General features: G+C 36.6%; 23 protein-coding genes. 16 read left to right on the top strand and 7 right to left on the bottom strand.

From position 1 onward, the window contains the following. Nucleotides 1-5 precede the first annotated feature (5 nt). From ilvN to argH, 12 genes are all read left to right on the top strand, one after another. Entirely contained in the window at nucleotides 6-530 is a 525-nt protein-coding gene (ilvN, locus tag WHC90_RS07140) for an acetolactate synthase small subunit (protein WP_188597790.1), read from the top strand. A 17-nt stretch (nucleotides 531-547) separates the two neighbouring features. Then, complete coding sequence (ilvC, locus tag WHC90_RS07135) at nucleotides 548-2,014, top strand: ketol-acid reductoisomerase (RefSeq protein WP_188597789.1); 1,467 nt, start codon at nucleotides 548-550, stop codon at nucleotides 2,012-2,014. Nucleotides 2,015-2,163: 149 nt separating this feature from the next. Further along, nucleotides 2,164-3,429, top strand: a complete 1,266-nt coding sequence (gene ilvA, locus WHC90_RS07130; protein WP_188597788.1) for a threonine ammonia-lyase IlvA — start codon at nucleotides 2,164-2,166, stop codon at nucleotides 3,427-3,429. Nucleotides 3,430-3,458: 29 nt separating this feature from the next. After that, the gene (locus WHC90_RS07125; protein ID WP_188597787.1) at nucleotides 3,459-5,066 is read left to right on the top strand and encodes an NADP-dependent glyceraldehyde-3-phosphate dehydrogenase; all 1,608 of its coding nucleotides are present in this window, start codon (nucleotides 3,459-3,461) and stop codon (nucleotides 5,064-5,066) included. A 359-nt stretch (nucleotides 5,067-5,425) separates the two neighbouring features. Then, on the top strand, nucleotides 5,426-6,040 hold the full coding sequence (locus WHC90_RS07120) for a GNAT family N-acetyltransferase (RefSeq protein WP_188597786.1): 615 nt from the start codon (nucleotides 5,426-5,428) through the stop codon (nucleotides 6,038-6,040). Then, a complete protein-coding gene (locus tag WHC90_RS07115; RefSeq protein WP_188597785.1) occupies nucleotides 6,037-7,224 on the top strand; it encodes an argininosuccinate synthase in 1,188 nt (395 codons plus the stop codon). Before WHC90_RS07120 ends, WHC90_RS07115 begins: the two co-directional genes overlap by 4 nt. Beyond that, on the top strand, nucleotides 7,221-8,192 hold the full coding sequence (gene argC, locus WHC90_RS07110) for an N-acetyl-gamma-glutamyl-phosphate reductase (protein ID WP_188597784.1): 972 nt from the start codon (nucleotides 7,221-7,223) through the stop codon (nucleotides 8,190-8,192). The genes WHC90_RS07115 and argC overlap by 4 nt, the downstream gene beginning before the upstream one ends. A gap of 10 nt (nucleotides 8,193-8,202) precedes the next feature. Beyond that, nucleotides 8,203-9,333: an aspartate aminotransferase family protein gene (locus WHC90_RS07105; protein ID WP_188597783.1), complete on the top strand. Its 1,131-nt coding sequence runs from the start codon at nucleotides 8,203-8,205 to the stop codon at nucleotides 9,331-9,333. Nucleotides 9,334-9,366: 33 nt separating this feature from the next. Next, nucleotides 9,367-10,302, top strand: coding sequence for an N-acetylornithine carbamoyltransferase (locus tag WHC90_RS07100; protein ID WP_188597782.1), 936 nt, complete (start codon nucleotides 9,367-9,369; stop codon nucleotides 10,300-10,302). Beyond that, a complete protein-coding gene (gene argB, locus WHC90_RS07095; protein WP_188597781.1) occupies nucleotides 10,302-11,078 on the top strand; it encodes an acetylglutamate kinase in 777 nt (258 codons plus the stop codon). Before WHC90_RS07100 ends, argB begins: the two co-directional genes overlap by 1 nt. Beyond that, complete coding sequence (locus WHC90_RS07090; RefSeq protein ID WP_188597780.1) at nucleotides 11,078-12,148, top strand: M20 family metallo-hydrolase; 1,071 nt, start codon at nucleotides 11,078-11,080, stop codon at nucleotides 12,146-12,148. The genes argB and WHC90_RS07090 overlap by 1 nt, the downstream gene beginning before the upstream one ends. Before the next feature lie 91 nt (nucleotides 12,149-12,239). Further along, the gene (gene argH, locus WHC90_RS07085) at nucleotides 12,240-13,514 is read left to right on the top strand and encodes an argininosuccinate lyase (protein ID WP_188597779.1); all 1,275 of its coding nucleotides are present in this window, start codon (nucleotides 12,240-12,242) and stop codon (nucleotides 13,512-13,514) included. Nucleotides 13,515-13,573: 59 nt separating this feature from the next. Here the strand turns inward: argH and leuB are convergent, their stop codons facing one another. The 4 genes from leuB to WHC90_RS07065 all read right to left on the bottom strand — a co-directional run bounded on the left by leuB (nucleotide 13,574) and on the right by WHC90_RS07065 (nucleotide 17,978). Further along, nucleotides 13,574-14,689 (bottom strand): 3-isopropylmalate dehydrogenase, encoded by a 1,116-nt coding sequence (gene leuB, locus WHC90_RS07080; protein WP_188597778.1) that lies wholly within the window; start codon nucleotides 14,687-14,689, stop codon nucleotides 13,574-13,576. A gap of 103 nt (nucleotides 14,690-14,792) precedes the next feature. Continuing rightward, nucleotides 14,793-15,377 (bottom strand): 3-isopropylmalate dehydratase small subunit, encoded by a 585-nt coding sequence (gene leuD, locus WHC90_RS07075; protein WP_188597777.1) that lies wholly within the window; start codon nucleotides 15,375-15,377, stop codon nucleotides 14,793-14,795. Nucleotides 15,378-15,408: 31 nt separating this feature from the next. Then, nucleotides 15,409-16,803, bottom strand: coding sequence for a 3-isopropylmalate dehydratase large subunit (gene leuC, locus WHC90_RS07070; RefSeq protein ID WP_188597776.1), 1,395 nt, complete (start codon nucleotides 16,801-16,803; stop codon nucleotides 15,409-15,411). Beyond that, on the bottom strand, nucleotides 16,803-17,978 hold the full coding sequence (locus WHC90_RS07065) for a 2-isopropylmalate synthase (RefSeq protein ID WP_188597775.1): 1,176 nt from the start codon (nucleotides 17,976-17,978) through the stop codon (nucleotides 16,803-16,805). Before WHC90_RS07065 ends, leuC begins: the two co-directional genes overlap by 1 nt. 101 nt (nucleotides 17,979-18,079) lie before the next feature. Here WHC90_RS07065 and WHC90_RS07060 point away from each other — a divergent pair, with 101 nt between their 5' ends. Continuing rightward, entirely contained in the window at nucleotides 18,080-19,675 is a 1,596-nt protein-coding gene (locus tag WHC90_RS07060) for a hypothetical protein (RefSeq protein WP_373284656.1), read from the top strand. Here the strand turns inward: WHC90_RS07060 and metG are convergent. Next, entirely contained in the window at nucleotides 19,672-21,795 is a 2,124-nt protein-coding gene (gene metG, locus WHC90_RS07055; protein WP_262890145.1) for a methionine--tRNA ligase, read from the bottom strand. The two genes, WHC90_RS07060 and metG, sit on opposite strands and share 4 nt — an antisense overlap. Before the next feature lie 72 nt (nucleotides 21,796-21,867). On the opposite strand from metG, the gene WHC90_RS07050 reads away from it, so the two are divergent. Beyond that, nucleotides 21,868-22,893, top strand: coding sequence for a S66 peptidase family protein (locus WHC90_RS07050; protein ID WP_373284655.1), 1,026 nt, complete (start codon nucleotides 21,868-21,870; stop codon nucleotides 22,891-22,893). Then, complete coding sequence (locus tag WHC90_RS07045) at nucleotides 22,893-23,252, top strand: YraN family protein (RefSeq protein ID WP_188597773.1); 360 nt, start codon at nucleotides 22,893-22,895, stop codon at nucleotides 23,250-23,252. Before WHC90_RS07050 ends, WHC90_RS07045 begins: the two co-directional genes overlap by 1 nt. A 9-nt stretch (nucleotides 23,253-23,261) precedes the next feature. On the opposite strand, the gene WHC90_RS07040 is transcribed toward WHC90_RS07045, so the two are convergent. After that, a complete protein-coding gene (locus WHC90_RS07040; protein ID WP_188597772.1) occupies nucleotides 23,262-24,593 on the bottom strand; it encodes a thioredoxin-like domain-containing protein in 1,332 nt (443 codons plus the stop codon). 94 nt (nucleotides 24,594-24,687) lie between these two features. Between WHC90_RS07040 and WHC90_RS07035 the strand changes: the two genes are divergently transcribed. After that, nucleotides 24,688-25,482 carry an SDR family oxidoreductase gene (locus WHC90_RS07035; RefSeq protein ID WP_188597771.1) on the top strand — a complete coding sequence of 265 codons (795 nt, stop codon included), beginning with the start codon at nucleotides 24,688-24,690 and terminating at the stop codon, nucleotides 25,480-25,482. On the opposite strand, the gene WHC90_RS07030 is transcribed toward WHC90_RS07035, so the two are convergent. Then, nucleotides 25,475-25,831: a hypothetical protein gene (locus WHC90_RS07030; RefSeq protein ID WP_188597770.1), complete on the bottom strand. Its 357-nt coding sequence runs from the start codon at nucleotides 25,829-25,831 to the stop codon at nucleotides 25,475-25,477. The two genes, WHC90_RS07035 and WHC90_RS07030, sit on opposite strands and share 8 nt — an antisense overlap. Between the last annotated feature and the right edge of the window lie 98 nt (nucleotides 25,832-25,929).

Genomic DNA, 25,929 nt, shown 5'->3' with positions numbered 1-25,929 from the left:
AAAAAATGAACACAGAACTGAAATCGTATACCCTATCAATATATACAGAAAACAATATTGGTTTGTTAAACAGAGTATCGTCAATATTTTCTAAAAGACACATCAATATAGAAAGCTTAACAGCTTCGCAATCTGAGATTGAAAATGTAAACAGGTTTGTAATTGTTGCCAGCATGGAAGTGCATCAAGCAAGTAAAATTGTCGGACAATTAGAAAAGCAAATAGAAGTCATCAAAGCCTATGCGCATACAGATGAAGAAACCATTTATCAAGAATCTGCACTGTATAAAGTGGCCTTAGACTCTTTGCTCGGCACTTCTCAGTTACAAGAAATTATTAAACAAAATCACGCACATATAGTCACGGTTTCTAATGATTTTTTTGTGATTGAAAAAACAGGAAGTAGAGTAGAAACTGAACGATTATATCAAGAACTAAAACCCCACAAATTATTGCAATTTGTAAGATCAGGTAGAATATCAATAAGCAAAGAACCAATGAATATTTCAGAAATGCTCACCGCATTTTAAAACTTAATAAAAGAAAAATGACAAATTATTTTAACACGCTATCATTAAGAGAACAATTAATAGAATTAGGAAAATGTCGATTTATGGAGTCTTCAGAATTTGAAGATGGCGTAAGCGCATTAAAAGGATTAAAAATTGTAATTATTGGTTGTGGTGCCCAAGGATTAAACCAAGGATTAAACATGAGAGATTCTGGATTGGATATTTCGTATGCCTTAAGAGCCCAAGCCATTTCAGAAAAAAGACCATCATTTTTAAATGCCACTAAAAACGGATTTACCGTTGGAACTTATCAAGAATTAGTACCTACAGCAGATTTGGTTTTGAATTTAACACCAGACAAACAACATACTAATGTGGTAAATGCAGTAATGCCTTTGATGAAAAAAGGAGCGACCTTGTCTTATTCTCACGGATTTAATATCGTAGAAGAGGGCATGCAAATACGAGAAGACTTAACCGTGATAATGGTTGCGCCCAAATGTCCAGGTTCTGAAGTAAGAGAAGAGTACAAAAGAGGCTTTGGAGTGCCAACATTAATTGCTGTGCATCCAGAAAATGATCCACAAGGAAAAGGCTTGAAGCAAGCAAAAGCCTATGCTGTGGCAACTGGTGGACATAAAGCAGGAGTCTTGCAATCGTCTTTTGTGGCAGAGGTAAAATCAGATTTGATGGGAGAACAAACCATTTTATGTGGAGTCTTGCAAACTGGAGCAATATTGTCTTTTGATAAAATGGTAGAAGAAGGCATTGAGCCAGGTTATGCCGCAAAGCTAATTCAGTATGGATGGGAGACCATAACAGAGGCTCTAAAGCACGGAGGAATTACCAATATGATGGACCGTTTATCAAACCCAGCAAAAATTAAAGCCTTTGAAATTTCTGAACGCTTAAAAGAGATTATGCGTCCTTTATTTCAAAAACACATGGATGATATTATGTCTGGTCATTTTTCAAAAACCATGATGGAAGACTGGGCTAATGAGGATAAAAACTTGTTGAGCTGGAGAGCAGAAACTGGTGAAACTGCTTTCGAAAAAACAGCGGTAACCAGCCAAGAAATTCCAGAACAAGAATATTTTGATCACGGTACTTTATTGGTCGCCTTTGTTAGATCAGGTGTAGAGTTGGCCTTTGAAACAATGACTGCCTCAGGGATTATTGCAGAATCAGCTTATTATGAATCGTTGCATGAAACTCCTTTAATCGCAAATACCATTGCACGTAAAAAGTTATACGAAATGAATCGTGTGATTTCTGACACGGCAGAATACGGTTGTTATTTGTTTGATCACGCTTGTAAACCCTTATTAAAGGACTTTATGAAAACAGTAAAAACTGATGTTATTGGTGCAAAGTTTAGCGCAGGAAACCAGGTAGGTAATCAACGATTAATTGCTGTAAATAAAGTGATTAGGGAACACGAAGTAGAAAAAGTTGGAGCTGTTTTACGGGCTTCAATGACTGCGATGACACAACTTTAAAAGTTGTTGTCATTTGGTCAGAGCAACGATAGGAGCGATGAGAAATCTCTTAAATAAAATAAAAAAAGATATTATTAATCTGACAATTGGCAGATTTCTCAATCGCAAAAATGCTCATTTCGAAATGACATTATATTGAAATACAAAAAATGAACATACAAACATCAACATATTACCCAAAATTAGAAGATATTCAAAGAGCTGTCACTTCATTAAAAGATGTAGTGACAGTAACTCCTTTGTCACAAAACATTAATTATTCTAGAAAACTTGATGCAACTGTTTTGTTGAAAAGAGAAGATTTACAACAAGTTCGCTCGTATAAAATTCGCGGAGCATATCATAAAATTAGTTCATTAACAGAAGAAGAATTGCAAAAAGGAATTGTCTGTGCCAGTGCAGGGAATCACGCACAAGGTGTTGCTTTTGCCTGTCAAAAGTTAAAGATTTACGGAACTATTTTTATGCCAACGCCAACTCCAAAACAAAAGTTAGATCAAGTAAAAATGTTTGGAGGGAAATATGTGACGGTAGCCTTGGTTGGAGACACTTTTGATGATGCTCAAAAAGAAGCCGCATTTACTTGTGAAACCCAAGGAAAAACATTTGTTCATCCCTTTGATGACCCTAAAATTATCGAAGGGCAAGCCACGGTTGGTTTAGAAATTTTAGAGCAGACAAAAGAACCAATCGATTATGTTTTTATTCCTGTTGGTGGTGGAGGCTTGGCCTCTGGGCTTTCATCGGTTTTTAAAATGCTTTCACCCAACACCAAAATTATTGGAGTCGAGCCAGAAGGAGCGGCTTCAATGAAAACTGCTCTTGCACAAGGAAGCAATGTTCGACTTTCTAGCATCGATAAATTTGTAGATGGAGCGGCAGTTCAGCAAGTCGGCGCTCTAACTTATGAAATATGTAAAAAAAACCTCGATGCTATGATGACGGTTCCAGAAGGGAAAGTGTGTCAAACCATTTTGGATCTATATAGCAAAGATGCCATTGTCGTTGAGCCTGCCGGAGCATTAACTTTGGCGGCCTTAGATAGCTATGCAGATGAGATAAAAGGAAAGACCGTGGTCTGTATCGTTAGTGGTAGTAATAATGATATTACCAGAACTCCAGAAATTAAGGAGAGAGCCATGCTTTATAATGGTCTAAAGCATTATTTTATCATTCGATTTCCACAACGAGCAGGTGCATTAAAAGAGTTTGTAGTCCACGTGTTAGGAGAGCAAGATGATATTACCTATTTTGAATATGCTAAAAAGCACAGCAGAGAAGATGGTCCTGCAATTGTGGGTGTAGAATTAAAGCACAAAGATCATCTACAACCGCTCTTAATGCGGATGAAAAAAATGAATTTTTATGGTGATTATTTAAACGATAAACCTGATTTATTTCAATTTTTGATATAACTTGCATAAAATTTAATACAAATTTTCTATTGAAAAATTTATTTACAAATAGCTCAATACCAGAAGAATTTAGAATCAATGTACCGTACATCCAAGATCGGTATTTGGTCAATGGATCTTTAAAAAAGTGGGAAGGAAAATTTACTGAGATTGTCTCTCCTATTTTTGAAGCTACTCCAGAGGGCACACTTGTGCAAAAATCAATTGGTAGCATCCCTGATTTAGGTAAAAAAGAAGCCTTAGAGGCTTTAGAGTCAGCATATACTGCTTACGATAAAGGGCGTGGAGCCTGGGCAACAATGAAGGTAGAAGAACGCATTTCTTGTGTGGAGAAATTTGCAGAAATGATGTTAGAAACCCGCGATGAGGTGGTTAAATTATTGATGTGGGAAATTGGCAAACCCTACAATGAATCTTGTAATGAATTTGACAGAACTATTGAGTATATTAATGATACCATTGTTGCTTTAAAAGCAATGGATAGAGCAGATTCTAAAGTTCAAAAGAGCGATGGAATTTACGCACAGATAAGAAGAGGCCCCTTAGGAGTGGTTCTGTGTTTAAGCCCTTATAATTACCCATTAAATGAAACTTTCTGCCTGTTGATTCCAGCGTTAATCATGGGAAATACAACCATTTTTAAGCCAGCAAGACATGGTATTTTACTTTTATCTCCTTTGTTAAAAGCATTTCAAACCTGTTTTCCAAAAGGCGTTGTAAATCTAATTTATGGAAGCGGTAGAACCCTAGCGACTCCAATTATGAAATCAGGAAAAGTAGATGTCCTGGCATTGATAGGTAATAGCAAGTCTGCTAATATTTTACAAGAGTACCATCCAAAGAAAAATAGATTGCGTTTGGTGTTAGGTCTTGAGGCTAAAAACCCAGGAATCGTATTGCCAGATAGCGATATAGATCTAGCAGTAAAAGAATGCTTATTAGGCGCTTTGGCATTTAATGGTCAGCGTTGTACGGCCTTAAAAATACTTTTTGTGCATGAAGATGTTGTACAAGAATTTAATCAAAAGTTTGTAGAAGAATTAGCCAAATTAACTGTAGGATTGCCTTGGGATTCTGATGTAAACATCACTCCTTTGCCAGAACCAACCAAGCCTGCATATATTAAAGAATTAATAGACGATGCACTTAATCTTGGAGCCGTTGTCCTTAACAAAGGCGGAGGAGACAGCCTTAAAAGTTTTGTCAACCCAGCAGTGTTGTATCCTGTAAATAACAAAATGAGAGTGTATGAAGAAGAGCAATTTGGTCCTGTTGTGCCGATTGTTTCATTTTCTGATATTCAAGAACCGCTAGACTATATTTCAGAGTCCAATTATGGGCAACAGGTTAGTCTGTTTAGTAAGAATGCCAGTTCTTTAGCTCCTTTGATTGATTCTTTGGTCAATCAAGTGTGTAGAGTAAATATCAATACCAAATGTCAAAGAGGCCCGGATGTTTTCCCTTTTGTTGGAAGAAAAGATTCTGCTGTGAGTACCCTGAGTGTTCATGATGCCTTGCGAACATTTTCAATTAGAACCTTGGTAGCCTTTAGAAGTAACGAGGCTAATGATGCTATTCTAACGGATTTACTAGAAAGCAATCAATCCAATTTTGTAAATACTAATTATATTTTGTAATTTTTTTTAAGTACTTGTTGCACATATTTAAATTATGTATACATTTGTGGCATGATTTCAAACAAAAATAAAAATCGCTCGATCGCTCTTCGTAGTTTCGTTCGCTTACGCCGCCGCTGTTAAGTAGAACCAAACCCACTGATCTTATACGCAATTTTTATTTTTTTCCATTGAACACATTATATACCCTTATCACATTATCTTCTTTTTCTTTTGTTTTAAACAACAAGAAGAATTCGACGCGCATTCGCTTTAGTCGTCGCCCGTAGGGCGAATATCTTTATAGAACCCAGGTGAGTCCGGTTCTCCACTCAAGAAACTTTTCAAAACATTTAGTATCCATTAAAAAATCAATTTCAATGAAGGTTGTTATTGCTAATATGTCGCATGGAAAATATGCAGACATTATTTGTCAAACCATTGACGAAGCGGCCTTGGTAAGAGGCACTGGAATCGCAAAGCGAAAACCAGAATACATCATGACAAAGCTAGAAAACGGCAATGCCGTCATTGCTTTGGATGGAGATAAGTTTGCTGGATTTTGTTATATCGAAGCTTGGAGTCACGGCAATTTTGTTGCCAACTCGGGCTTGATTGTACATCCAGATTATAGAGGGATTGGCTTGTCAAAAAGAATTAAAAAAGTTGTTTTTGAGCACTCAAGAGCCAAATTTCCAAACGCAAAAGTTTTTAGCATTACTACAGGTCTGGCTGTAATGAAATTAAACAGTCAACTGGGTTACAAACCTGTAACTTTTTCAGAACTGACTACAGATCAATCTTTTTGGAACGGTTGTCAAACCTGTAAAAACTACGATGTTTTACAGCGAACTCAGCAAAAAATGTGTTTGTGTACAGGGATGTTATATGATCCAAAAGCAAAAAATAAAGAGATTAGAAAAATCAAAGAATCGGTGTTTAAGAGACTAAAAAGTATCAAGCAAAACCTATTCTTACTAAAAGAAAAAAAATGAAAAAATTAGTTTTAGCCTATAGCGGTGGTCTAGACACATCATATTGTGCAGTTCACTTAACAAAAGACCAAGGATTTGAAGTACACGCAGTGAGTGTCAATACAGGAGGTTTTACTTCAGAAGAGCTTCATAAAATTGAAAAAAACGCTTATAAAATGGGTGTGAGTAGCTATGTAAATATTGATGCAATTTCTGAGTATTATCAAAAAGTAATCAAGTTTTTAATCTTTGGAAACGTTTTAAAAAACAATAGTTATCCACTTTCTGTTAGTGCAGAAAGAATCATTCAAGCCATTAAAATTGTTGATTATGCCAAAAAAATAAAGGCCAGTCATATTGCACACGGAAGTACAGGGGCAGGGAATGATCAGGTGCGTTTTGATATGATTTTTCAGATTTTAGCTCCAGAAATCACCATTGTTACACCTATCAGAGATCAGCAATTGTCCAGACAAGAAGAGATTGCTTATTTGCAAGATCACGGTATAGAAATGTCTTGGGCCAAGGCAAAATACTCTGTAAACAAAGGGCTTTGGGGTACCAGCATTGGAGGAGAAGAAACCTTAAACTCAAAAGACCCTTTACCAGATTCTGCCTATCCTTCTCAACTTCAAAAAGAAGGTTCAGAACACGTAAAGCTCGGTTTTGAAAAAGGACAATTGGTGCAGGTAAATGACTTTGCTCAATCACCAGAAAAAAACATTGCCTATTTAAATGATTTGGCTGCTGCCTATGCAATAGGTAGAGATATTCACGTGGGTGATACTATTGTGGGTATCAAAGGAAGAGTGGGTTTTGAGGCTGCTGCCGCATTGGTTTGTATCAAAGCCCATCATCAGTTAGAAAAACACTGCTTAACCAAATGGCAATTGCAGCATAAAGAACATCTGTCAAGTTATTATGGAATGCACTTACACGAAGGGCATTATTTAGATCCTGTGATGAGAGATATTGAAGCCTTTTTACAAAACAGTCAAGAGGCGGTTACAGGTACTGTTTTTGTAAGTCTAAAACCTTACCACTTTAGCATACAAGGGATTGAATCTTTACACGATTTAATGAACCCTGCTTTTGGAAGTTATGGAGAGATGAATTTGGCTTGGACAGCAGATGAGGCTAAAGGATTTATCAAGATTGTAGCCAATCAAAATAAGATTTACCAACAAGTAAACTCAAAATCATGATAGAAGTAGGAATTATCGGTGGAGCAGGATATACTGCTGGAGAATTGATTCGAATTTTGATAGGGCATCCAAAAGTGCACATCAATTTTGTATACAGTACTTCAAATGCCGGAAACAAAATAGCAAGCGTTCATCAAGATTTGTATGGAGAAACCAATCTTAAATTTTCGGATGAGATTAACAGTACTGTTGATGTCTTGTTCTTGTGTTTAGGTCATGGAAACTCAAAAGCGTTTTTGGCTGAAAATCATTTTTCTTCTAGCACCAAAATTATTGATTTAAGCAATGATTTTAGACTTACCGAGGATGCCGTTTTTGAAAACAAAAGCTTTGTGTATGGGTTGCCTGAACTGCAAAAAGAGGCCATTAAAAATGCTCAATACATAGCAAATCCTGGTTGTTTTGCTACGGCCATTCAATTGGCTTTGCTTCCACTAGCAAAGGCACAGCTATTGCAAAATGAGGTACATATAAATGCAGTTACTGGAGCAACTGGAGCAGGGACAAGCTTATCGGCATCGACACATTTTACATGGAGAGACAATAATTTTTCTCATTACAAGGCTTTTTCACATCAGCATTTGGGAGAAATTAATCAAACCATTCATCAGCTTAACAACAAATCAGAACTCTATTTTATCCCAAACAGAGGTAATTTTTCTAGAGGGATTTTTGCAACCCTATACACCACTTTTGATGGGACTTTAGCAGAGGCGAAAGACTTGTACAACTCTTTTTATAAAGAGGCGGCATTTACACAGGTTTCTGATGAAGAAATTCATCTAAAGCAGGTGGTAAATACCAACAAGTGTTTGATCAATCTACAAAAGCACAACCAGCAATTGTTAATTACTAGCTGTATAGACAACTTATTAAAAGGAGCATCTGGACAGGCTGTTCAGAACATGAATTTGATGTTTGGCTTGGAAGAAAAAGAAGGAATTCAATTAAAAGCTAACTATTTTTAAAACGAAACTCATGAAACTATTTAATGTATATCCCTTATTTGACATCACACCTCTTAGTGCAAAAGATGTTTATGTTTATGATGATCAGGGCATCAAATATTTAGATTTGTACGGAGGGCATGCGGTCATTTCTATTGGACATTCGCATCCAACGTATGTAAAAAAGCTACGTGAGCAAGTGAGTAAATTGGGCTTTTATAGCAACTCAATACAAAACCCATTACAAGAGGTGTTGGCTCAAAAATTAGGAGCACTGTCTGCTTGTGAAGAGTATGAATTGTTTTTGTGTAATTCTGGTGCAGAAGCCAATGAAAATGCATTAAAACTTGCCTCTTTCTACACAGGTAAAAAGAAGGTACTGGCTTTTAACAACTCTTTTCACGGAAGAACTTCATCGGCGGTGGCTGTAACCGATAACCCAAAAATTGTAGCTCCGTTAAATGCCCAACATCAGGTTGATTTTGTTGCACTTGGAGATTTGCTTTCTGTCGAAGAAATTTTAAAGAAAGAACAGACCTGTGCAGTAATCGTAGAGTGCATACAGGGAGTTGGGGGCTTGGATGAAAGCAGCACTCAGTTTTATCAAGGCTTAGCAAAATTATGCAAACAATACAGTGCATTATTTATAGCCGACGAGGTGCAATCGGGTTATGGTAGAACAGGAGATTTCTTTGCTTTTCAAAAACATCAAATACGACCAGACATAATTTCTGTAGCCAAAGGAATGGGCAATGGTTTTCCAATTGGAGGGATTTTAATAGGGCCTGGTATTGAGGCTTCTTATGGGTTGTTGGGCACCACCTTTGGAGGAAACCACTTGGCCTGTGCAGCTGCATTGAGTGTTTTAGAAGTTCTAGAAGAAGAGCAATTAATGAAAAATGTTTCTGAAGTCTCAGCGTATTTTATGGAGAAAGCAGCTCAATTGGCTTCTGTAAAAAATATCAAAGGAAGAGGTCTAATGTTGGGCTTAGAATTTGATTTTCCAGTGGCTGCTTTGAGAAAAAAACTCATTGATACCCAGCATATTTTTACGGGGAGCTCAAACAATCCAAAACTGTTGAGAATTCTTCCTCCGCTAACGATTAAAAAAGAACATATAGATCATTTTTTTCAAGCCTTAATTAAAGAACTCGATAGCTAAACCTTAGCGCAGCTGAGATTAAAAGTAGTACCCATGAAAAAATATACAGATTTACAAGACATAGATAACATTGAAGCCTTGGTAAATGAGGCCATTCAATTAAAAAAGAATCCTTATCAATTTTTAGATTTAGGGAAAAACAAGACTTTGGTTATGCTGTTTTTCAACGCGAGTTTGCGTACGCGATTGAGCACAGAAAAGGCCGCCAGAAACCTAGGAATGCAGGTAATCGTTATGAATGTGAATGCAGCCTGGGAGTTAGAATTTGAAGAGGGAACCATTATGAACTTGACTGCATCTGAGCATGTAAAAGAAGCTGCTCAAGTAATTTCTCAATACGCAGATTGTATTGCGATCAGAGCATTTGCTTCGTTAACAGATAAAGAAAAAGACCTGCAAGAAATGGTCTTAAGCAGTTTTCAAAAGTATGCTTCTGTGCCGATTGTCAATATGGAAAGTGCTACGGCTCACCCATTGCAAGCCTTAGCAGATGCCATTACTTTAAAAGAGTTTTCAGGCAAGAAAAAGCCAAAAGTAGTACTGTCTTGGGCACCGCATCCAAAGGCATTGCCCCACGCAGTAGCAAATTCATTTGTGCAAATGATGCAACTGTTAGAGGTAGATCTTTGTATTAGCCATCCAAAAGGATATGAACTAAGCGATGCTGTTGTAAAGAACACTACAGTTATCTATGATCAAGAAGAAGCACTTAGAGATGCCGATTTTGTCTATGTCAAAAACTGGAGTAGTTTTCAATCTTATGGTCAGGTACTTTCTCAGGATCCAACATGGATGATGACCCAAGAAAAACTAGGCACTGCAAAGTTTATGCATTGTTTGCCAGTGAGAAGAAACGTAGTGGTAGAGGATGCTGTTTTGGATGGACCAAATTCATTGGTAATAGCCCAGGCAAACAACAGAACCTATGCGGCTCAAATCGTATTAAAAAACCTCTTAGAAAATCAATAATGGATACGGTAAGAATAGTAAAAATAGGAGGTAATATTATTGATGATCCACAAGCTTTGGATGATTTTTTAGTGAACTTTTCAAAGTTACAAGGTCCGAAGGTTTTGGTGCATGGTGGAGGAAAACTAGCCAGTAAATTAGCTCTTCAAATGGGTGTTGAGGTTCAAATGACTCATGGCAGACGAATTACAGATTTGCCAAGTCTAGAGATTGTAACCATGGTTTATGCAGGACAGATAAACAAAACAATTATTGCAAAATTGCAAGCAAATCAATGCAATGCTGTTGGTTTTTCAGGAGCCGATGGCAATGCTGTTGTAGCAGTGCAAAGACCCGTTAAAACGATTGATTTTGGCTATGTAGGAGATGTCAAAAAAGTTGATTTAAAGGTTCCAGAACTGCTTTTAGGTCATGGAATCACTCCTGTGTTTTGCGCCATCACACACAATGAAGAAGGGCAATTGTTAAACACCAATGCAGATACCATTGCCTCAGAACTTGCACTGGCCTTTTCTAAAAATTACAAGACAGCCTTGTATTATTGTTTTGATAAAAAAGGAGTGCTTAGAGACAAGGATGATGAAAACTCTGTGATTAGAAAAATTACAGCAGCTACTTTTAAAGAATTAGTAGATGCTAAATACATCGTAGATGGGATGATTCCTAAACTGGAAAATTGTTTTTACGCTTTAGAAAATGGGGTTCAAAAAATAGAGATAGGCTTGCCTTCCATGATATTTGAGCCAGAAACCATACACACAATATTAGAAAATTAATGGACACTACACAGAACACACAAGAAGCGATATTGCTTTTAAAGCAGTTGATAGCAACCCCGTCTTTTTCATCAGAAGAAGCGGCTACTGCACTTTTAATTGAGCAGTGGTTTACAAAACAAAAGATTGCTTATCATCGAACAGTCAATAATGTTTGGGCAATCAATCAATTTTTTGATCCGAAGAAGCCAACACTGCTGTTAAATTCGCATCACGACACAGTAAAACCCAATTCTGGATACACCAAAAATCCATTTGAAGCGATCGAAGAAGACGGAAAACTTTATGGATTAGGGAGTAATGATGCAGGCGGCTGCTTGGTTTCTTTACTCGCCACTTTTGCTCATTTTTACAAGCACAAAGAGCTTCGGTACAATTTGGTGATGGTGGCCTCAGCCGAAGAAGAAAGTAGTGGGCCGAATGGTTTAAATAGCATGTTATCTATACTTCCAAAAATTGATGTTGCCATTGTAGGAGAGCCAACCTTAATGAACTTGGCAATAGCAGAAAAAGGCTTGGTTGTTTTTGATGTGCTTGTTAAGGGCACCCCAAGTCATGCAGCACATCCTAATTTAGACAATGCCATTTATAAATGCATTCCTGTATTGGATTGGTTTCAAAATTTTCAATTTGAAAAAGACTCTGAAACCTTGGGCCCAGTTAAAATGACGGTGACTCAGATACAGGCAGGAAAACAGCACAATGCAGTGCCTGCAGATGTAAAGTTGGTTATCGATGTACGGGTAAATGATGCCTATACCAATAAGGAGATTGTAACCATTTTGCAAGAATCAGCTCCTTGTGATAGCATGCTGCCTAGAAGCACAAATTTAAATTCATCGGCCATTTCTAAGGAGCATCAATTGGTAAAAGCAGGCCTTGCTTTAGGAAGAACAACCTATGGCTCACCCACGCTCTCTGATCAATCAGTTTTGTCTTGTCCTTCCTTAAAATTAGGACCAGGAGATAGCACAAGGTCGCATTCTGCAGATGAGTTTATTTATTTGGATGAGCTAAAAGAAGGTATAGAAATCTATATAGAATTATTAAATCGCGTGATTGTGAAGTAGCTGTCATTTTGCAGCTGATGTAGCAGTTAAAACAGTAAATTATTAATACTAAGATTCCCGTTTTTAAGGGAATGAAAAAAAAGAAATAGAGATGAAACTTTGGGACAAAGGAATATCAATAGATAAAAAAATAGAAAAATTTACAGTAGGGAACGATCGTGAAATAGACATACACATTGCTAAGTACGATGTTCAGGCATCTTTAGCACATGCAAAAATGCTACAAAAAGTAGGGCTGATTTCTGAAGAAGAATTAAGCCAAGCCATCAAAGGTTTATCAGCTTTGCAAGGACAAATAGAAGCGGGTACTTTTGTCATTGAGTCCCATTTTGAGGATGTGCACTCCAAGATTGAGTTTGAGTTGACCAAGAGCTATGGAGCCGTTGGCAAAAAAATCCATACCGCTAGGTCTAGAAACGATCAGGTTTTGGTTGCACTGCATTTGTATTACAAAGATCATTTGCAGCAAATTAAAACACAAACAGCCACATTTTTTGAGACCTTAATAAATTTAGCAGATCAGCATCAAGAAAAATTATTGCCGGGCTATACCCATTTGCAGGTGGCCATGCCATCTTCTTTTGGCTTGTGGTTTTCTGCCTATGCAGAGCTTTTAATAGACGATGTATATTTGTTAAACGCAGCCTTGCAAACGGTAGATCAAAATCCACTAGGCTCTGCGGCAGGTTACGGTAGTTCGTTTCCTATCGACAGAGATTTTACCACCCAAGAGCTAGGCTTTGCTAGCCTTAAGTACAACGTAGTTGCAGCCCAAATGAGCAGAGGTAAAAGTGAAAGAACTGTTGCAGCAGCCTTGGGAAGTTTGTGTAATACCTTGGCAAGATTTGCCATGGATATCTGTTTGTATACCAGTCAGAATTTTGGATTTATAAGCTTTCCAGATGCATTAACAACGGGGAGCAGTATTATGCCTCATAAAAAGAACCCAGATGTGTTTGAACTGATTCGAGGAAAATCAAATAAAATTCAAGCATTGCAAACCGAAATGATTTTAATTACCAATAATTTACCGAGTGGTTATCACAGAGATTACCAATTGCTTAAAGAGCATATGGTCATTGCTATAGAAGAGGTAAAAGAGCTTTTAGATATTTTTAATTTTGCTATCCAGCAAGTGATTGTCAACGAAGTAAATCCTATGGATGAAAAGTATAAATACTTGTTTACGGTAGACAACATCAATAATTTAATGCTAAGCGGAATGCCTTTTAGAGATGCCTACAAAGAAATTGGAGCAAAAGTAGAGGCGGGTACTTATGAGCCTGATATCACTAAAAAACACAGCCATATAGGAAGCATACACAATTTATACTTAGCTCAAATTAAAGAGAAATTTCCAAATTAAAAAGAGTGTTACCAACTTGGTAACACTCTTTATTCAAATAAACTAATATCTCAAGGTTATCAGATAATAGTGCTTTGGCCCATATGAATATTCATGAAATTCATATTGCTGTCTTGTTGGTTTTCTATATAGTCAGCGATAAAATCACCTACCTTAGAGGTGGTAAATGCTCTTTCTGGATTGAGATCTTCTGTGCTAATTTCTAATTCTAATGATTTTTCTACAGCGTTAGTAATCGCATTGGCTTCTTTGTGTAAGCCGAGGTGTTGCAATAATAGGGCTGCAGATAAGATAGCCGCAAGTGGGTTGGCACAGTTTTTCCCAGCGGCTTGTGGGTACGATCCGTGAATCGGTTCAAACAAGGCCGTTTTTTTACCAACAGAAGCCGATGCTAATAAACCAATAGAGCCTCCAATTACACTGGCTTCATCACTAAGGATGTCTCCAAAAAGGTTTTCAGTTAAAATCACATCAAACTGTTTTGGGTTTAGGATCAATTGCATAGCAGCATTGTCAACAAAAAGAAAATCCAACTGCACATCTGGATACTGATTTGCCATGGCAGTGATAGTTTTTCTCCACAAACGCGATGTTTCTAAGACATTGGCCTTGTCTACTAAAGTTAGTTTTTTCCTTCTGTTTTGAGCCTCTTTAAACGCTAAGTGTGCAATTCTTTCTATCTCTTCTACACTATATGAACAGCCGTCAAAAGCAATCGTTTTGTCATCGCTTAACTCTTTGATACCAAAATAAATACCGCCTGTTAGTTCTCGGTAGATTACAATATCAGTACCGGATATAATTTCCTTTTTTAAAGGTGAGTTGCCAATCAATTGCTCATAAGCTTTGATTGGACGAACGTTGCAAAATAAGCCCAAGTCTTTGCGAAGTTTTAACAAGCCTTGTTCTGGTCTAACTTTGGCTTTAGGATCGTTGTCATACTTTGGGTGTCCAATAGCACCAAATAAAATGGCATCTGATTTTTTACAGAGGCTTAGTGTTTCGTCAGGCAAAGGTGCTCCTGTTGCATCAATAGCACAGGCTCCCATTAAAGCCTCTTTAAAGCTAAAGCTATGATTGTATACATTGGCAACTGCCATCAACGCTTTTTTGGCTTGTGCCGTTACCTCGGGACCGATTCCATCTCCAGGAATGACTGCAATATTGTATTTCATATTTTTTTATTTGTGCGTTACCAAAAGGGTCGCGCTTTTCGTTATATATGTCTGCCGGTAGGCAGGTCTTTTAATGTCACTTCTGTCGCTAACGCGCTTTTATTTAGTATTCTAGTTGAGCTTCAAAAGCTGTTATTTTGTCCTTCTTACTAATTAAAAAATCAATATCATCATAACCGTTTAGCAGGCAGGTTTTTTTATAAGGATCGATGTCAAAAGAGCTGGTTCCAACTGCTGTCAAGAGTTGCTGTTCTTTTAAATTTACCACAAGAACGCTGCTGGGGTTTGCTTCTATTTCTTTTAATAAGGCCTTTAAATATTTAGGAGTCACCTGTATGGGTAACAAGCCATTGTTTAATGAGTTTCCCTTAAAAATGTCTGCAAAAAAACTACTGATAATTACTTTAAAACCATAACCCATTAAGGCCCAAGCAGCATGCTCTCTACTTGATCCACAACCAAAATTATCTCCAGCTACCAGTATGCTCCCGCTAAAAACAGGGTTGTTTAATACAAAATTGGGATTGAGGTTTCCATCGTTAAAATACCGCCAATCTTTAAAAACCTGCTCTCCAAAACCCAACTTGTCAGTTGCTTTTAAAAAGCGTGCCGGAATAATCTGATCGGTATCTATATTTTCTGTTGCCAATGGAATGGCTGTCGATTTTAAAAGTGTAAATTTTTCCATTTAACAAATGCGCTCTATTGTTTTTTAAAATTTATAAAACTTGGGGTTCCAAGGTCTTGGTGATATCTACTATTTTCCCTGAGACTGCCGTTGCTACTGCAACTAAAGGACTCGCTAAAATGGTTCTAGCACCTTGTCCTTGTCTTCCTTCAAAATTTCTGTTAGAGGTAGAAACACAATATTCTCCCGAAGGAATTTTGTCGTCATTCATGGCTAAACAGGCAGAACAACCAGGCTGTCTTAAGCTAAAACCCGCCGATTCAAAAATCTGCAGCAAACCTTCTTCAGCAATTTGCTTGGCAACGTTTTGTGAGCCAGGAACCAACCATGCCGTTACATTATCGGCTTTTTGTTTTCCTTTTACATAGTTGGCAGCGACTCTAAAATCTTCTATTCTTGAGTTGGTACAACTTCCGATAAACACATAGTTGATGGGTGTATCAATTAATGAAGCTCCTTTTTTAAAATTCATATAAGCCAATGATTTTTCAAAAGAACGCTCATTCGTTTTTGGGATGTTTTCAGAAATTTTAATCCCCATACCAGGGTTGGTTCCAAAGGTGATCATCGGTTCAATCTCTGAAGCATCGATATGGTGTTCTTTGTCAAAGACTGCTCCTTTGTCTGTAGCTAAGCTTTTCCAATAGGATATTTTTTTGTCAAGTTCAGCCCCTTTAGGAGCAAATTCTTTTCCTTTGAGATAGTCAAAAGTTTTTTGGTCTGGAGAGATCATCCCTCCTCTGGCACCCATTTCTATACTCATATTACAAACCGTCATTCTGCCTTCCATGCTCATGTTTTCAAAAACATCACCGGCATATTCACAAAAATAACCTGTACCTGAGTTGGTTCCTAGTTTTGCAATAATGTAGAGTATAACATCCTTAGGAAGTACTCCTTTTTTTAGTTTTCCATTCACCAGCACACGCATTTTCTTAGGCTTTTCTAAAAGCAAGCATTGACTGGCAAAAACCTGGGCCACTTGACTAGTACCGATTCCAAAGGCTATGCTTCCAAAGGCCCCATGTGTAGAGGTATGAGAATCTCCACATACCATGGTCATTCCGGGTTGTGTAATGCCTAATTCTGGGGCAATCACATGGACAATTCCGTTGTTTTTATGCCCTAATCCGTATAGGGTAATCTTATTTTTAGCACAGTTTTGTGTAAGCTGCTCAAGTTGTTTTCTAGAGTTTGCATCTTTTATGGGTAAATGCTGATTTATCGTTGGCGTATTGTGATCAGCCGTTGCGACAATCTTGTCAGGCCTCGCAACAGAGATCCCTCTTTTTTCTAGTTCTTCAAATGCTTGAGGGCTGGTTACCTCATGAATCAAATGCTTGTCTATATATAAAACTTGAGGGCCATTTTCTATGGCGTCTACCACATGAGAGTCCCATACCTTATCAAAGAGTGTTTTTTTCATTAGGCAACGGCTATTTTAGAGAATTTATCAACGTTTTTCATGATTGTGTGCAGGTCATTATCTTTAATTTCTTTTTTTGAATCTGCCAATTGTAAAAAGTAGTTATAGGCTTTGTCTAACTGAATTTTAGTCAACTCATACCCAATTTTTTTTGCTCTGTAAGCCAAAGCAGCTCTACCGCTTCTGGCAGTTAAAACAATGGCGCTTTCTGTGACACCTACATCTTCTGGATTTATAATTTCATAGGTTTCTCGGTTTTTAATAACTCCGTCTTGATGTATCCCAGAACTATGAGCAAAAGCATTGGCTCCAACGATGGCTTTATTGGGCTGTACTGGCATGCCCATTTTTTCTCGAACCATCATGCTGGTATCGTAGAGTAAATGCGTATTGATATTGGTTTCTAAGTTTAAATATGGGTGCTGTTTTAAAATCATTACCACTTCTTCTAAAGCTGTATTTCCGGCACGCTCACCGATCCCGTTAACGGTACATTCAATTTGTCTGGCTCCATTAACAACACCAGCAATAGAGTTAGCTGTTGCCAAGCCTAAATCATTATGACAATGACAAGAAATAACAACCTTTTCAATGCCTTTTACATGCTGCTTGAGGTACTTAATTTTTGCTCCGTATTCTTCTGGTAAACAATAGCCAGTGGTATCAGGAATGTTTAAAACCGTAGCTCCTGCTTTGATAACGGCTTCACATATTTCTGCTAAAAAGGCATTTTCTGTTCTCCCGGCATCTTCTGCATAAAATTCTACATCGTGGACAAATGTTTTTGCATAGCGAACCGCTAAGACAGCTCTATGTATCACTTGGTCTCTAGTACTGTTAAATTTAAATTTTATATGAGAATCACTGGTGCCTATGCCTGTGTGGATTCTTGGATTTTTGGCAAACTTAAGTGCTGCTGCTGCAATTTCTATGTCTTTTTCTACTGCTCTTGTTAAAGCACAAACGCTTGCATTTTTTACAAGTTTGGCAATCTCGCTTACCGAATTAAAGTCACCTGGACTAGATACCGGAAAACCCGCTTCAATTACATCAACACCCAAGAAGTCTAATCGCTCTGCGATTACTAGTTTTTGTTGGGTGTCTAATTTACAACCAGGAACTTGTTCTCCGTCCCTTAGTGTGGTGTCAAATATTTCAATCTTATTTGTGGTCATAAAAATGAATTCAGTTTTTTAATCTAACTCAAATGTATATATTGTCCATTCCTTAGTAAGTAAATTTCGTTTTGAAATTACGATGCTTATTTAAGGTCAAAATGATATTACTACCTGATAATCAACCTATTAGAATGAGTGTTTTTACGTCGCCCAATCATCAAAATGATTCTTTATTTGTTTTGATCAAGTCTCTGACCAAGTCAGAAAAGAGGCAATTTAACCTGTATGTGGGCAGGCTAGAGGGGAACACTGAAGCTAAATTTTTTACCTTGTTTAAGTTGTTAGACAAGATGAAGACCTACAATGAACCACAGATTTTAAAAAAGAATATTGTCGCCAAACAACAATTGGCTAATTTAAAAGCACACTTATACAAACAGTTACTAATCAGTTTGCGATTAAATCCTGTGCATCAAAATGTTCGAATGCAAATTAGAGAGCATTTAGATTTTGCAACGGTGCTCTATCAGAAAGGGCTTTATAAACAGAGTTTAAAGCTTTTAGAAAAAGCCAAATCGATGGCCTTAGACAATGATGAAAAAAACATTGCCTATGAAATTGTCGAACTAGAAAAGGTCATTGAAACGCAGTTTATCACTCGGAGTATTAGTACGCGTGCCGATGAACTTTCTTTGCAGGCAAAAGAGTTGAGCCAACAAAATGTGATTACCAGCAAACTCTCTAACCTGTCTTTACAATTGTACAGTGTCTTGCTAAAAACGGGCTATGTTAGAAATGATAAAGAGCTTCAAAAAATCACCAATTATTTTAATAGTCATTTGCCAAAGTATGTTTATGAGTCCTTGGGATTTCGCGAAAAATTGTGGTTGTACAAAGCTCATCTTTGGAAAAGTTTTTTAACCCAAGATTTTGTACAATCGTATAAGTATGCATCTAAATGGGTAGCCTTGTTTAAGGAGCAACCTAAAAATATTGCTCTGCATCCCGTTTTTTTCTTAAAGGGAGAAAATTACCTGCTTGAAACATTGTTTTTTGTTAAAAATTATTCAAAGTTTAAAGACGAGTTGGTAAGTTTTGAAGCTATGGTTAACACAAATAGCTTTCCATCAAACAGTAATACTGATATGCTAGTTTTCCAATACTTGTATGCCAATAAATTGCATTTGCACTTCTTAGAAGGAAGCTTTGAAGAAGGTGAGTATTTGGTTGCCCTAATTGAAGAAAACATTGTGCAGTATAAAAATCATTTAGACAAACATCATATTGTGGTCTTGTATTATAAGATAGCCTGTTTGTATTTTGGGATGGGTCAAAACCGACTTTGTATTGCCTATTTAAACAAAATAATAGAGGACAAAAACCTAACCTCTGGTGAGGATCTCCAATGCTTCGGCAGGATATTAAACCTAATTGCCCATTATGAATGCGGTCTAGACTATCATCTAGAGAAACATTTTAAAGACACTTATAAGTTTTTATTAAAAATGGAAAACTTGCAGGAGGTACAAAAAGAGTTTATTGTATCTATCAAGGCCTTAGGTGATGTATATCCACATCAAATTAAGGGTGAATTTAAAAAGATTCACCAGCGATTGCAAAAATTTGAGAATCATCCCTATGAAAAGCGTGCGTTTTTATACTTAGATATTTTATCTTGGTTAGAGAGTAAAATAGAGCACAAAAGCATCGGAACTGTAATCAGAGAGAAGGCCTTGCAGTTAAAAAATAACTAACTTATTTGCTGACCGTTATCTATAGCTTGTTCTGGGCTAACAAAAGCCAATTTTCCATCGATGGTGTCTGTCATTAAGATCATTCCTTGACTCTCAATTCCTTTTAAAGTTCTCGGTGCTAAATTGCACAAAACAGTTACCTGTTGACCAATGATTTCTTCAGGACTAAAACTTTCTGCGATTCCAGAGACGATGGTTCTTACATCAATACCTACATCAACTTTTAGCTGAAGTAACTTTTTTGTTTTTGGAACCTTGGTGGCTTCTAAAATAGTCCCCACTCTCATATCCAATTTGGTAAAGTCATCAAAATTGATAGTTTCTTTTTGAGGAGCTACCGTTTTTTTCTCGTTTTCGTTACTTTTTTTGGTTGCTTCTAATTTTGCCAATTGCGCTGTAATTTCTTCGTCTTCAATTTTAGAAAAAAGCAATTCTGCTTTGTTAATTTGATGTTTAGCAGCCAGCAATGTAGCTTCTGTACTCACTGATTTCCATGTTAGAGTTGCTGTGCTTTTATCGCTTTGATTGATGTTTAAAATCCCTTTTAATTTGGCAGAGGTAAAAGGTAAAAAAGGCTCAGATAAAACGGCCAAACCAGCTGCAATCTGCAAGGCAACATGCATAATTGTTTCTACGCGTTTCGGATCTTCTTTAACTACTTTCCAAGGCTCTTCGTCTGCCAGGTATTTGTTTCCTAAACGAGCAAGATTCATTAATTCTTGACTTGCTTCTCTAAAACGGTAACGCTCTATAGATCTAGATATGATCTCTGGAAACTCTTGTAATTGAGTAAGCACTTCTGTATCTATGGCTGTTAATGAACTTGCTTCAGGAACAAGGCCATTGTAATATTTAGAAGTTAAGACCACAACTCTATTGATAAAGTTACCAAAGATAGCAACCAATTCATTATTGTTTCTGGCCTGAAAATCTTTCCAAGTAAAGTCTGTGTCTTTGGTTTCTGGAGCTGTTGCTGTAAGTGCATATCGCAAAGCATCTTGCTGATTTGGAAAATCAACCAAGTATTCATGCAGCCAAACAGCCCAATTTTTTGAGGTCGATAGTTTGTTTCCTTCTAAGTTTAAGAATTCGTTAGCAGGGACATTTTCTGGCATTACAAAATCTCCATGGGCTTTAAGCATTGCAGGAAAAATAATACAGTGAAAAACGATATTGTCTTTCCCAATAAAGTGCACCAATTTGGTATCGTCATTTTTCCAATAAGGCTCCCAGTCTTTGTTGTTTTGTGCAGCCCATTCTTTGGTTGCAGAAATATATCCGATAGGAGCATCAAACCAAACATACAATACTTTTCCGTCGGCTCCTTCTAAAGGAACAGGAATACCCCAATCCAAATCTCTGGTTACTGCTCTAGGTCTTAAACCATCATCAATCCAAGATTTTACCTGACCTAATACATTGGGTTTCCAGTCGTTTTTATGACCAACTAAAATCCATTCCTTTAAAAAAGCTTCATGCTTGTCTAAGGGTAAAAACCAGTGTTTGGTTTCTTTTAAGGTTGGGACGTTTCCGGTGATAGAAGATTTTGGATTGATCAAGTCTGTTGCATTGTGGCTAGTTCCACAACTTTCACACTGATCTCCATAACTTTCTTCATTGCCACATTTAGGGCAAGTTCCTATAACAAAACGATCGGCTAAATATTGATTGGCCTCTTCATCGTATAATTGTTCTGTTATTTCTTCAATAAACTCACCATCATTATATAATTTTAAGAAAAATTCTGAGGCAGTTTTATGGTGAATTTCTGCAGAGGTTCTTGAATAATTGTCAAAAGAAATTCCAAAATCAGCAAAAGAATCTTTGATAATTGTATTGTATTTATCAACCACTTGCTGTGGAGTGATTCCTTCTTTTTTTGCCTTAATTGTGATAGGTACTCCGTGTTCATCTGATCCACAAACAAAGACAACATCTTCGCCTTTAAGTCTCAAATAACGTGTGTAGATATCAGCAGGTACGTAGACTCCGGCTAAATGCCCAATATGGACAGGTCCGTTGGTATAAGGCAAAGCTGCAGTAATGGTATATCTTTTAGGAGTCTTCATTTTAAGTTGATTTTGAATTGAAATTAGTTTGGACCAATTTTTGAATTGCAAAAGTACAAAAAAGCAAGCAGAAGTTATTTTACAATGCCAACGAAAATTGATACTTTTACAAAAAGCAATTCTATGAATTTAAAAGCCCAAACCTACTTAGTCAGACTCTTTTTTTTAAGCTTGATAAGCTTTGCTTCTGCTCAAGAAATGCCAAACTCACTTAGAGTTAAAAGCAATCAACTAGTTAAGGCACCTTATCTTAAAAAGGGAGATACGATTGCTATTGTAGCCCCGGCAGGTATTTTAATGAACCGAGAGGCTTCCATAGAAAAAGCAAAGCGATTGGTAGAAAGTTGGGGATTGCATGTGGTTTTGGGTGAGCATTTGTATGTCCAAGGATCTCATTTTGCAGGTTCTGATGAAGAACGAGCAGCTGATTTTCAAAAGGCCTTGGACAATAAAAATATCAAAGCAATTTGGAGTGCACGTGGAGGATATGGATCTGTTCGGATTTTAGACTTATTAGATTTTAGTACTTTTAAAAAGCATCCCAAATGGATTGTTGGTTATTCAGATATTACTGCAATTCACAGTCATGTACACAACCTAGGTTTTGAAACATTACACGCTATGATGGCAACCAGTTTAGAAGAAGATCCGAAAGAAACTAAAAAGACCATTGCTAGCTTTAAGTCTGCGCTATTTGGAGAATCTTTGAGCTATCAAGTTAGTCCAAATGATCTGAATAGAAAAGGTTCTGCAGAAGGTCAATTGGTTGGCGGAAACTTAACCATGTTGTTAACCATGTTGGGTTCAAAAAGTGAAATAGATACCCGTGGAAAAATCTTATTTATTGAAGAAATTGGCGAGTATAAATATCATATAGATCGTATGCTGCAAAGTTTAAAGCGGGCAGGGTATTTTGAAAATTGCAAAGGACTTATTATTGGTGATATGACCAAAATTAAGAAAAATACTACGCCTTGGGGAGAATCTATAGAATCACTCATTTTAGAAGTGGTTGCAGAATATGATTTCCCTGTTTTGTTTGATTTTCCTGCAGGTCACGAGGCAGACAACCAGGCGATTATACTTGGTAGAACTATAGAAATGGATGTTACAGAGCAACACGCAACAGTTTTATTTATGCAGAACTAATGGCAAAGCACTACGAACTTGGTAAAAAAGGAGAGCAGTTAGCTGTTGAATTCTTGTTAAAAAAGAAGTATACCATCCTAGAGACAAATTATCGTTTTTTAAAAGCTGAGGTTGATATTATTGCCCAAAAAGAAGATACTATTGTCGCGGTAGAAGTAAAGACTCGGTCCTCAGAAGCTTTTGGGAATCCACAGGATTTTGTCAATAAAAAAAAGATTCAACTCTTAGTTTTGGCTATGGATCATTATGTGCAAGACAAAGATTTAGATGTTGAAGTTCGCTTTGATATCATTGCTATTATTAACCAAAAAAGCACCTTTACTATAGATCATATAGAAGATGCTTTTTTGTATTTCTAAATAGAAAACCTATTCTAAACCACTGATTATTTTTTGTAGTTGCTCTAATGTTTGTGGTTTGGCAATGATTTTTTTATTGCTGTTCAAAACGATATAGGTTGGCGTTGAATATATTTGATAGGTTCTAGCTGTTGGGTTTTCCCATTTATTTAAACCGAGGATATGGTGCCATCCGCTTAAACCTTTGATATAGCTTTTCCAATTAGCACTTGATTCTTCCATCCCGAAAGCAATAATTTTTGTATTCTTTTTACCTTTCATAAAGCTGTGTAATAAAGGAATTTCACGGGTACAATGAGAGCAAGTGGTGCTCCAAAAAATCAATACATAGTTTGAGGCTTCTTTTAAGGTAGAAAGCTTGTAGTTTTTACCATTCTCTGTCCAGCTAATATCTGGAGCTATTCTACCAACCTCAACAATCGTTTTTTCTTTAACTAAAGCTAAGAATTCTTGATCTTTTATGTTTTTTGGTAGTGGATCGTAATAGCTGCTCATTAAATAATCTACAAAAGTAACTCGCTGGTAATTGATAAATTGGGTAACTAAAAACTCAACAATATCTTTTTTAAATACTGGATCTTTTACTCTACCTAGAACATCTTTAATGGCTTTTTTATGCAGATTTTCTTGTGTTTTTTCATCTTCAGAATAATTCATGTAGAACACATAATCTGTAATCCTATCAACTAAAAAAGTAGAATTGTATAATGTCTTGTTGTTAAAATCGATGTTGTCAAAAAAGTGCTTGACAACCATGTTTAGGTAAGCCTGTGAATCTTTTGAAATACTAGTACTGTTGTATCGATTATTGGCTTTAATAAAATCCTCAACCATTTTTCCTTTGGCTTTCTTTACATAAGAAGCTTGTAAGGCAGTAATTTCTTTTAGTTGGTTGTTGTATAGTTTTTCTGTGTTTGCTGATGGGCCTTTTAAATAGGCTACCTGCAAGGAGTCTAACTTGTACTGTTCAAGAGCAACAACTTTAATATAGTCTTGATATAGGATGTTTTCTGAAGAGCTATCAAAATGAATGCTTTCTTCTGCACTGTTTGGGTTAAAACGAAAACGGATGTCTTCTTTGTTAAATAAAAAATCGACAAAGCCAGCGCCTTCTGTTTTGTAAGAAACACGATACATTCCTACTTTGGCATCGGCAGGTAATTCAAATTTAAATTGACCATTTTCAATTTTACCACTTTTTACAAACAGTTGTTTTGCACCTTCAATTTTATACAGGATTACCCAGCTAAATTTGTCGGCAGGGTTTAGGGTTCCTTCTATTTTATATTGAGCTTGTGCTGTGATTGCAAACAGGGCAAAAAGAATGAATAATTTTTTCATAATCAATTTTTTAATTTTCTTAAACTTCTCAAGAAGTGTACCAAAATTACTATTTCTAAGTTAAAATAAGTACATTGCTTTTAAATTATTTTACATGAATTTTTCAAATAAAATCGTTTGGATTACTGGAGCATCTTCTGGAATCGGAAAAGCTCTAGCAATTAAATTGTCAGAAGAAAATGCAATTTTAATTCTTTCTGCGAGAAAATTGCCAGCTTTGTTAGAGGTGCAACAGTTGTGTAAGGACCCAGAGAAGGTATTTCCTTTTCCCTTAGATTTAGAAGACTATAAAGATTTTCCGAGCAAAGTTGCTGAGCTGATCAAAAAGCACGGAACTGTAGATGTTTTAATTAACAATGGAGGCATCAGCCAACGATCATTGGCAAAAGACACTGAGCTAAGTGTAGATGAAAAAATAATGAAGGTTAATTATCTTGGAACTATTGCACTTACTAAGGCCTTATTACCTCATTTTATTGAAAAACAAAAAGGTCATTTTGTGGTCACATCTAGTGCTGTAGGGATTATAGGTACCCCTTATCGATCTAGCTATGCTGCATCCAAACATGCCTTGCATGGCTTTTTTGATAGTTTAAGAGCGGAGTGTTTTACAGACAATATATCAGTGACAATCGTCTGCCCAGGGTTTGTAAAGACTTCAGTATCTATGAATGCTTTAACGGGTGATGGTAGCCCACAACAAAGCATGGATAAAGCAACAGAAAACGGAATAGATCCAGAGCGTTTTGCTACAAAAATGCTCAAGGCTATTGCTCAAAAAAAAGAGGAGGTTTATATCGCTGGAACCAAAGAGAAGTTTGGAATCTACCTAAAGCGTTGGGTTCCTAAGCTATTTTCTGTTTTGGTAAGAAAAATTAAAGTTACTTAAAGAAATCTAAATTCTCAAAATAAGCAACAATAGATTCTTTCATCAATACAGATTGTTCTCCAGGTTTTAAATTAGGCAACTGATTGATTGTTTTATAATGCGGCCATCCATCTTCATCAAAAAAATCAAATTCATAGTAGCCATATGGCTCTAGCAATTTGCAAATGGCAATATGCATTAGGTTTAATTTTTCGTCTTTTTTAAATTTACGTTGTCCTTGTCCAAGTTCTTGAACACCAACAAGATATATAACTGCGTCAATATTTAAAGGATCCCCATCTGCAAATTGAGCAGAGAGTTTTTCAATGATGTAATCCCATTTTTCTTTTAAGGTGCTATTTTCTGTCATAAAAAAATATAATGCCTCAAAGATACGCACTCTTTGCAATATTTTTCTTTAATAAGAACAGACATTTGAATTTTCGTGCGATTTGTAGTAAGTTAGCT

This window comes from Polaribacter pacificus (genome assembly GCF_038024035.1).
Taxonomy (GTDB): domain Bacteria; phylum Bacteroidota; class Bacteroidia; order Flavobacteriales; family Flavobacteriaceae; genus Polaribacter; species Polaribacter pacificus.
Note: the sequence above shows the minus strand (reverse complement) of the source record. Positions and strands in the feature narration are given on the sequence as shown.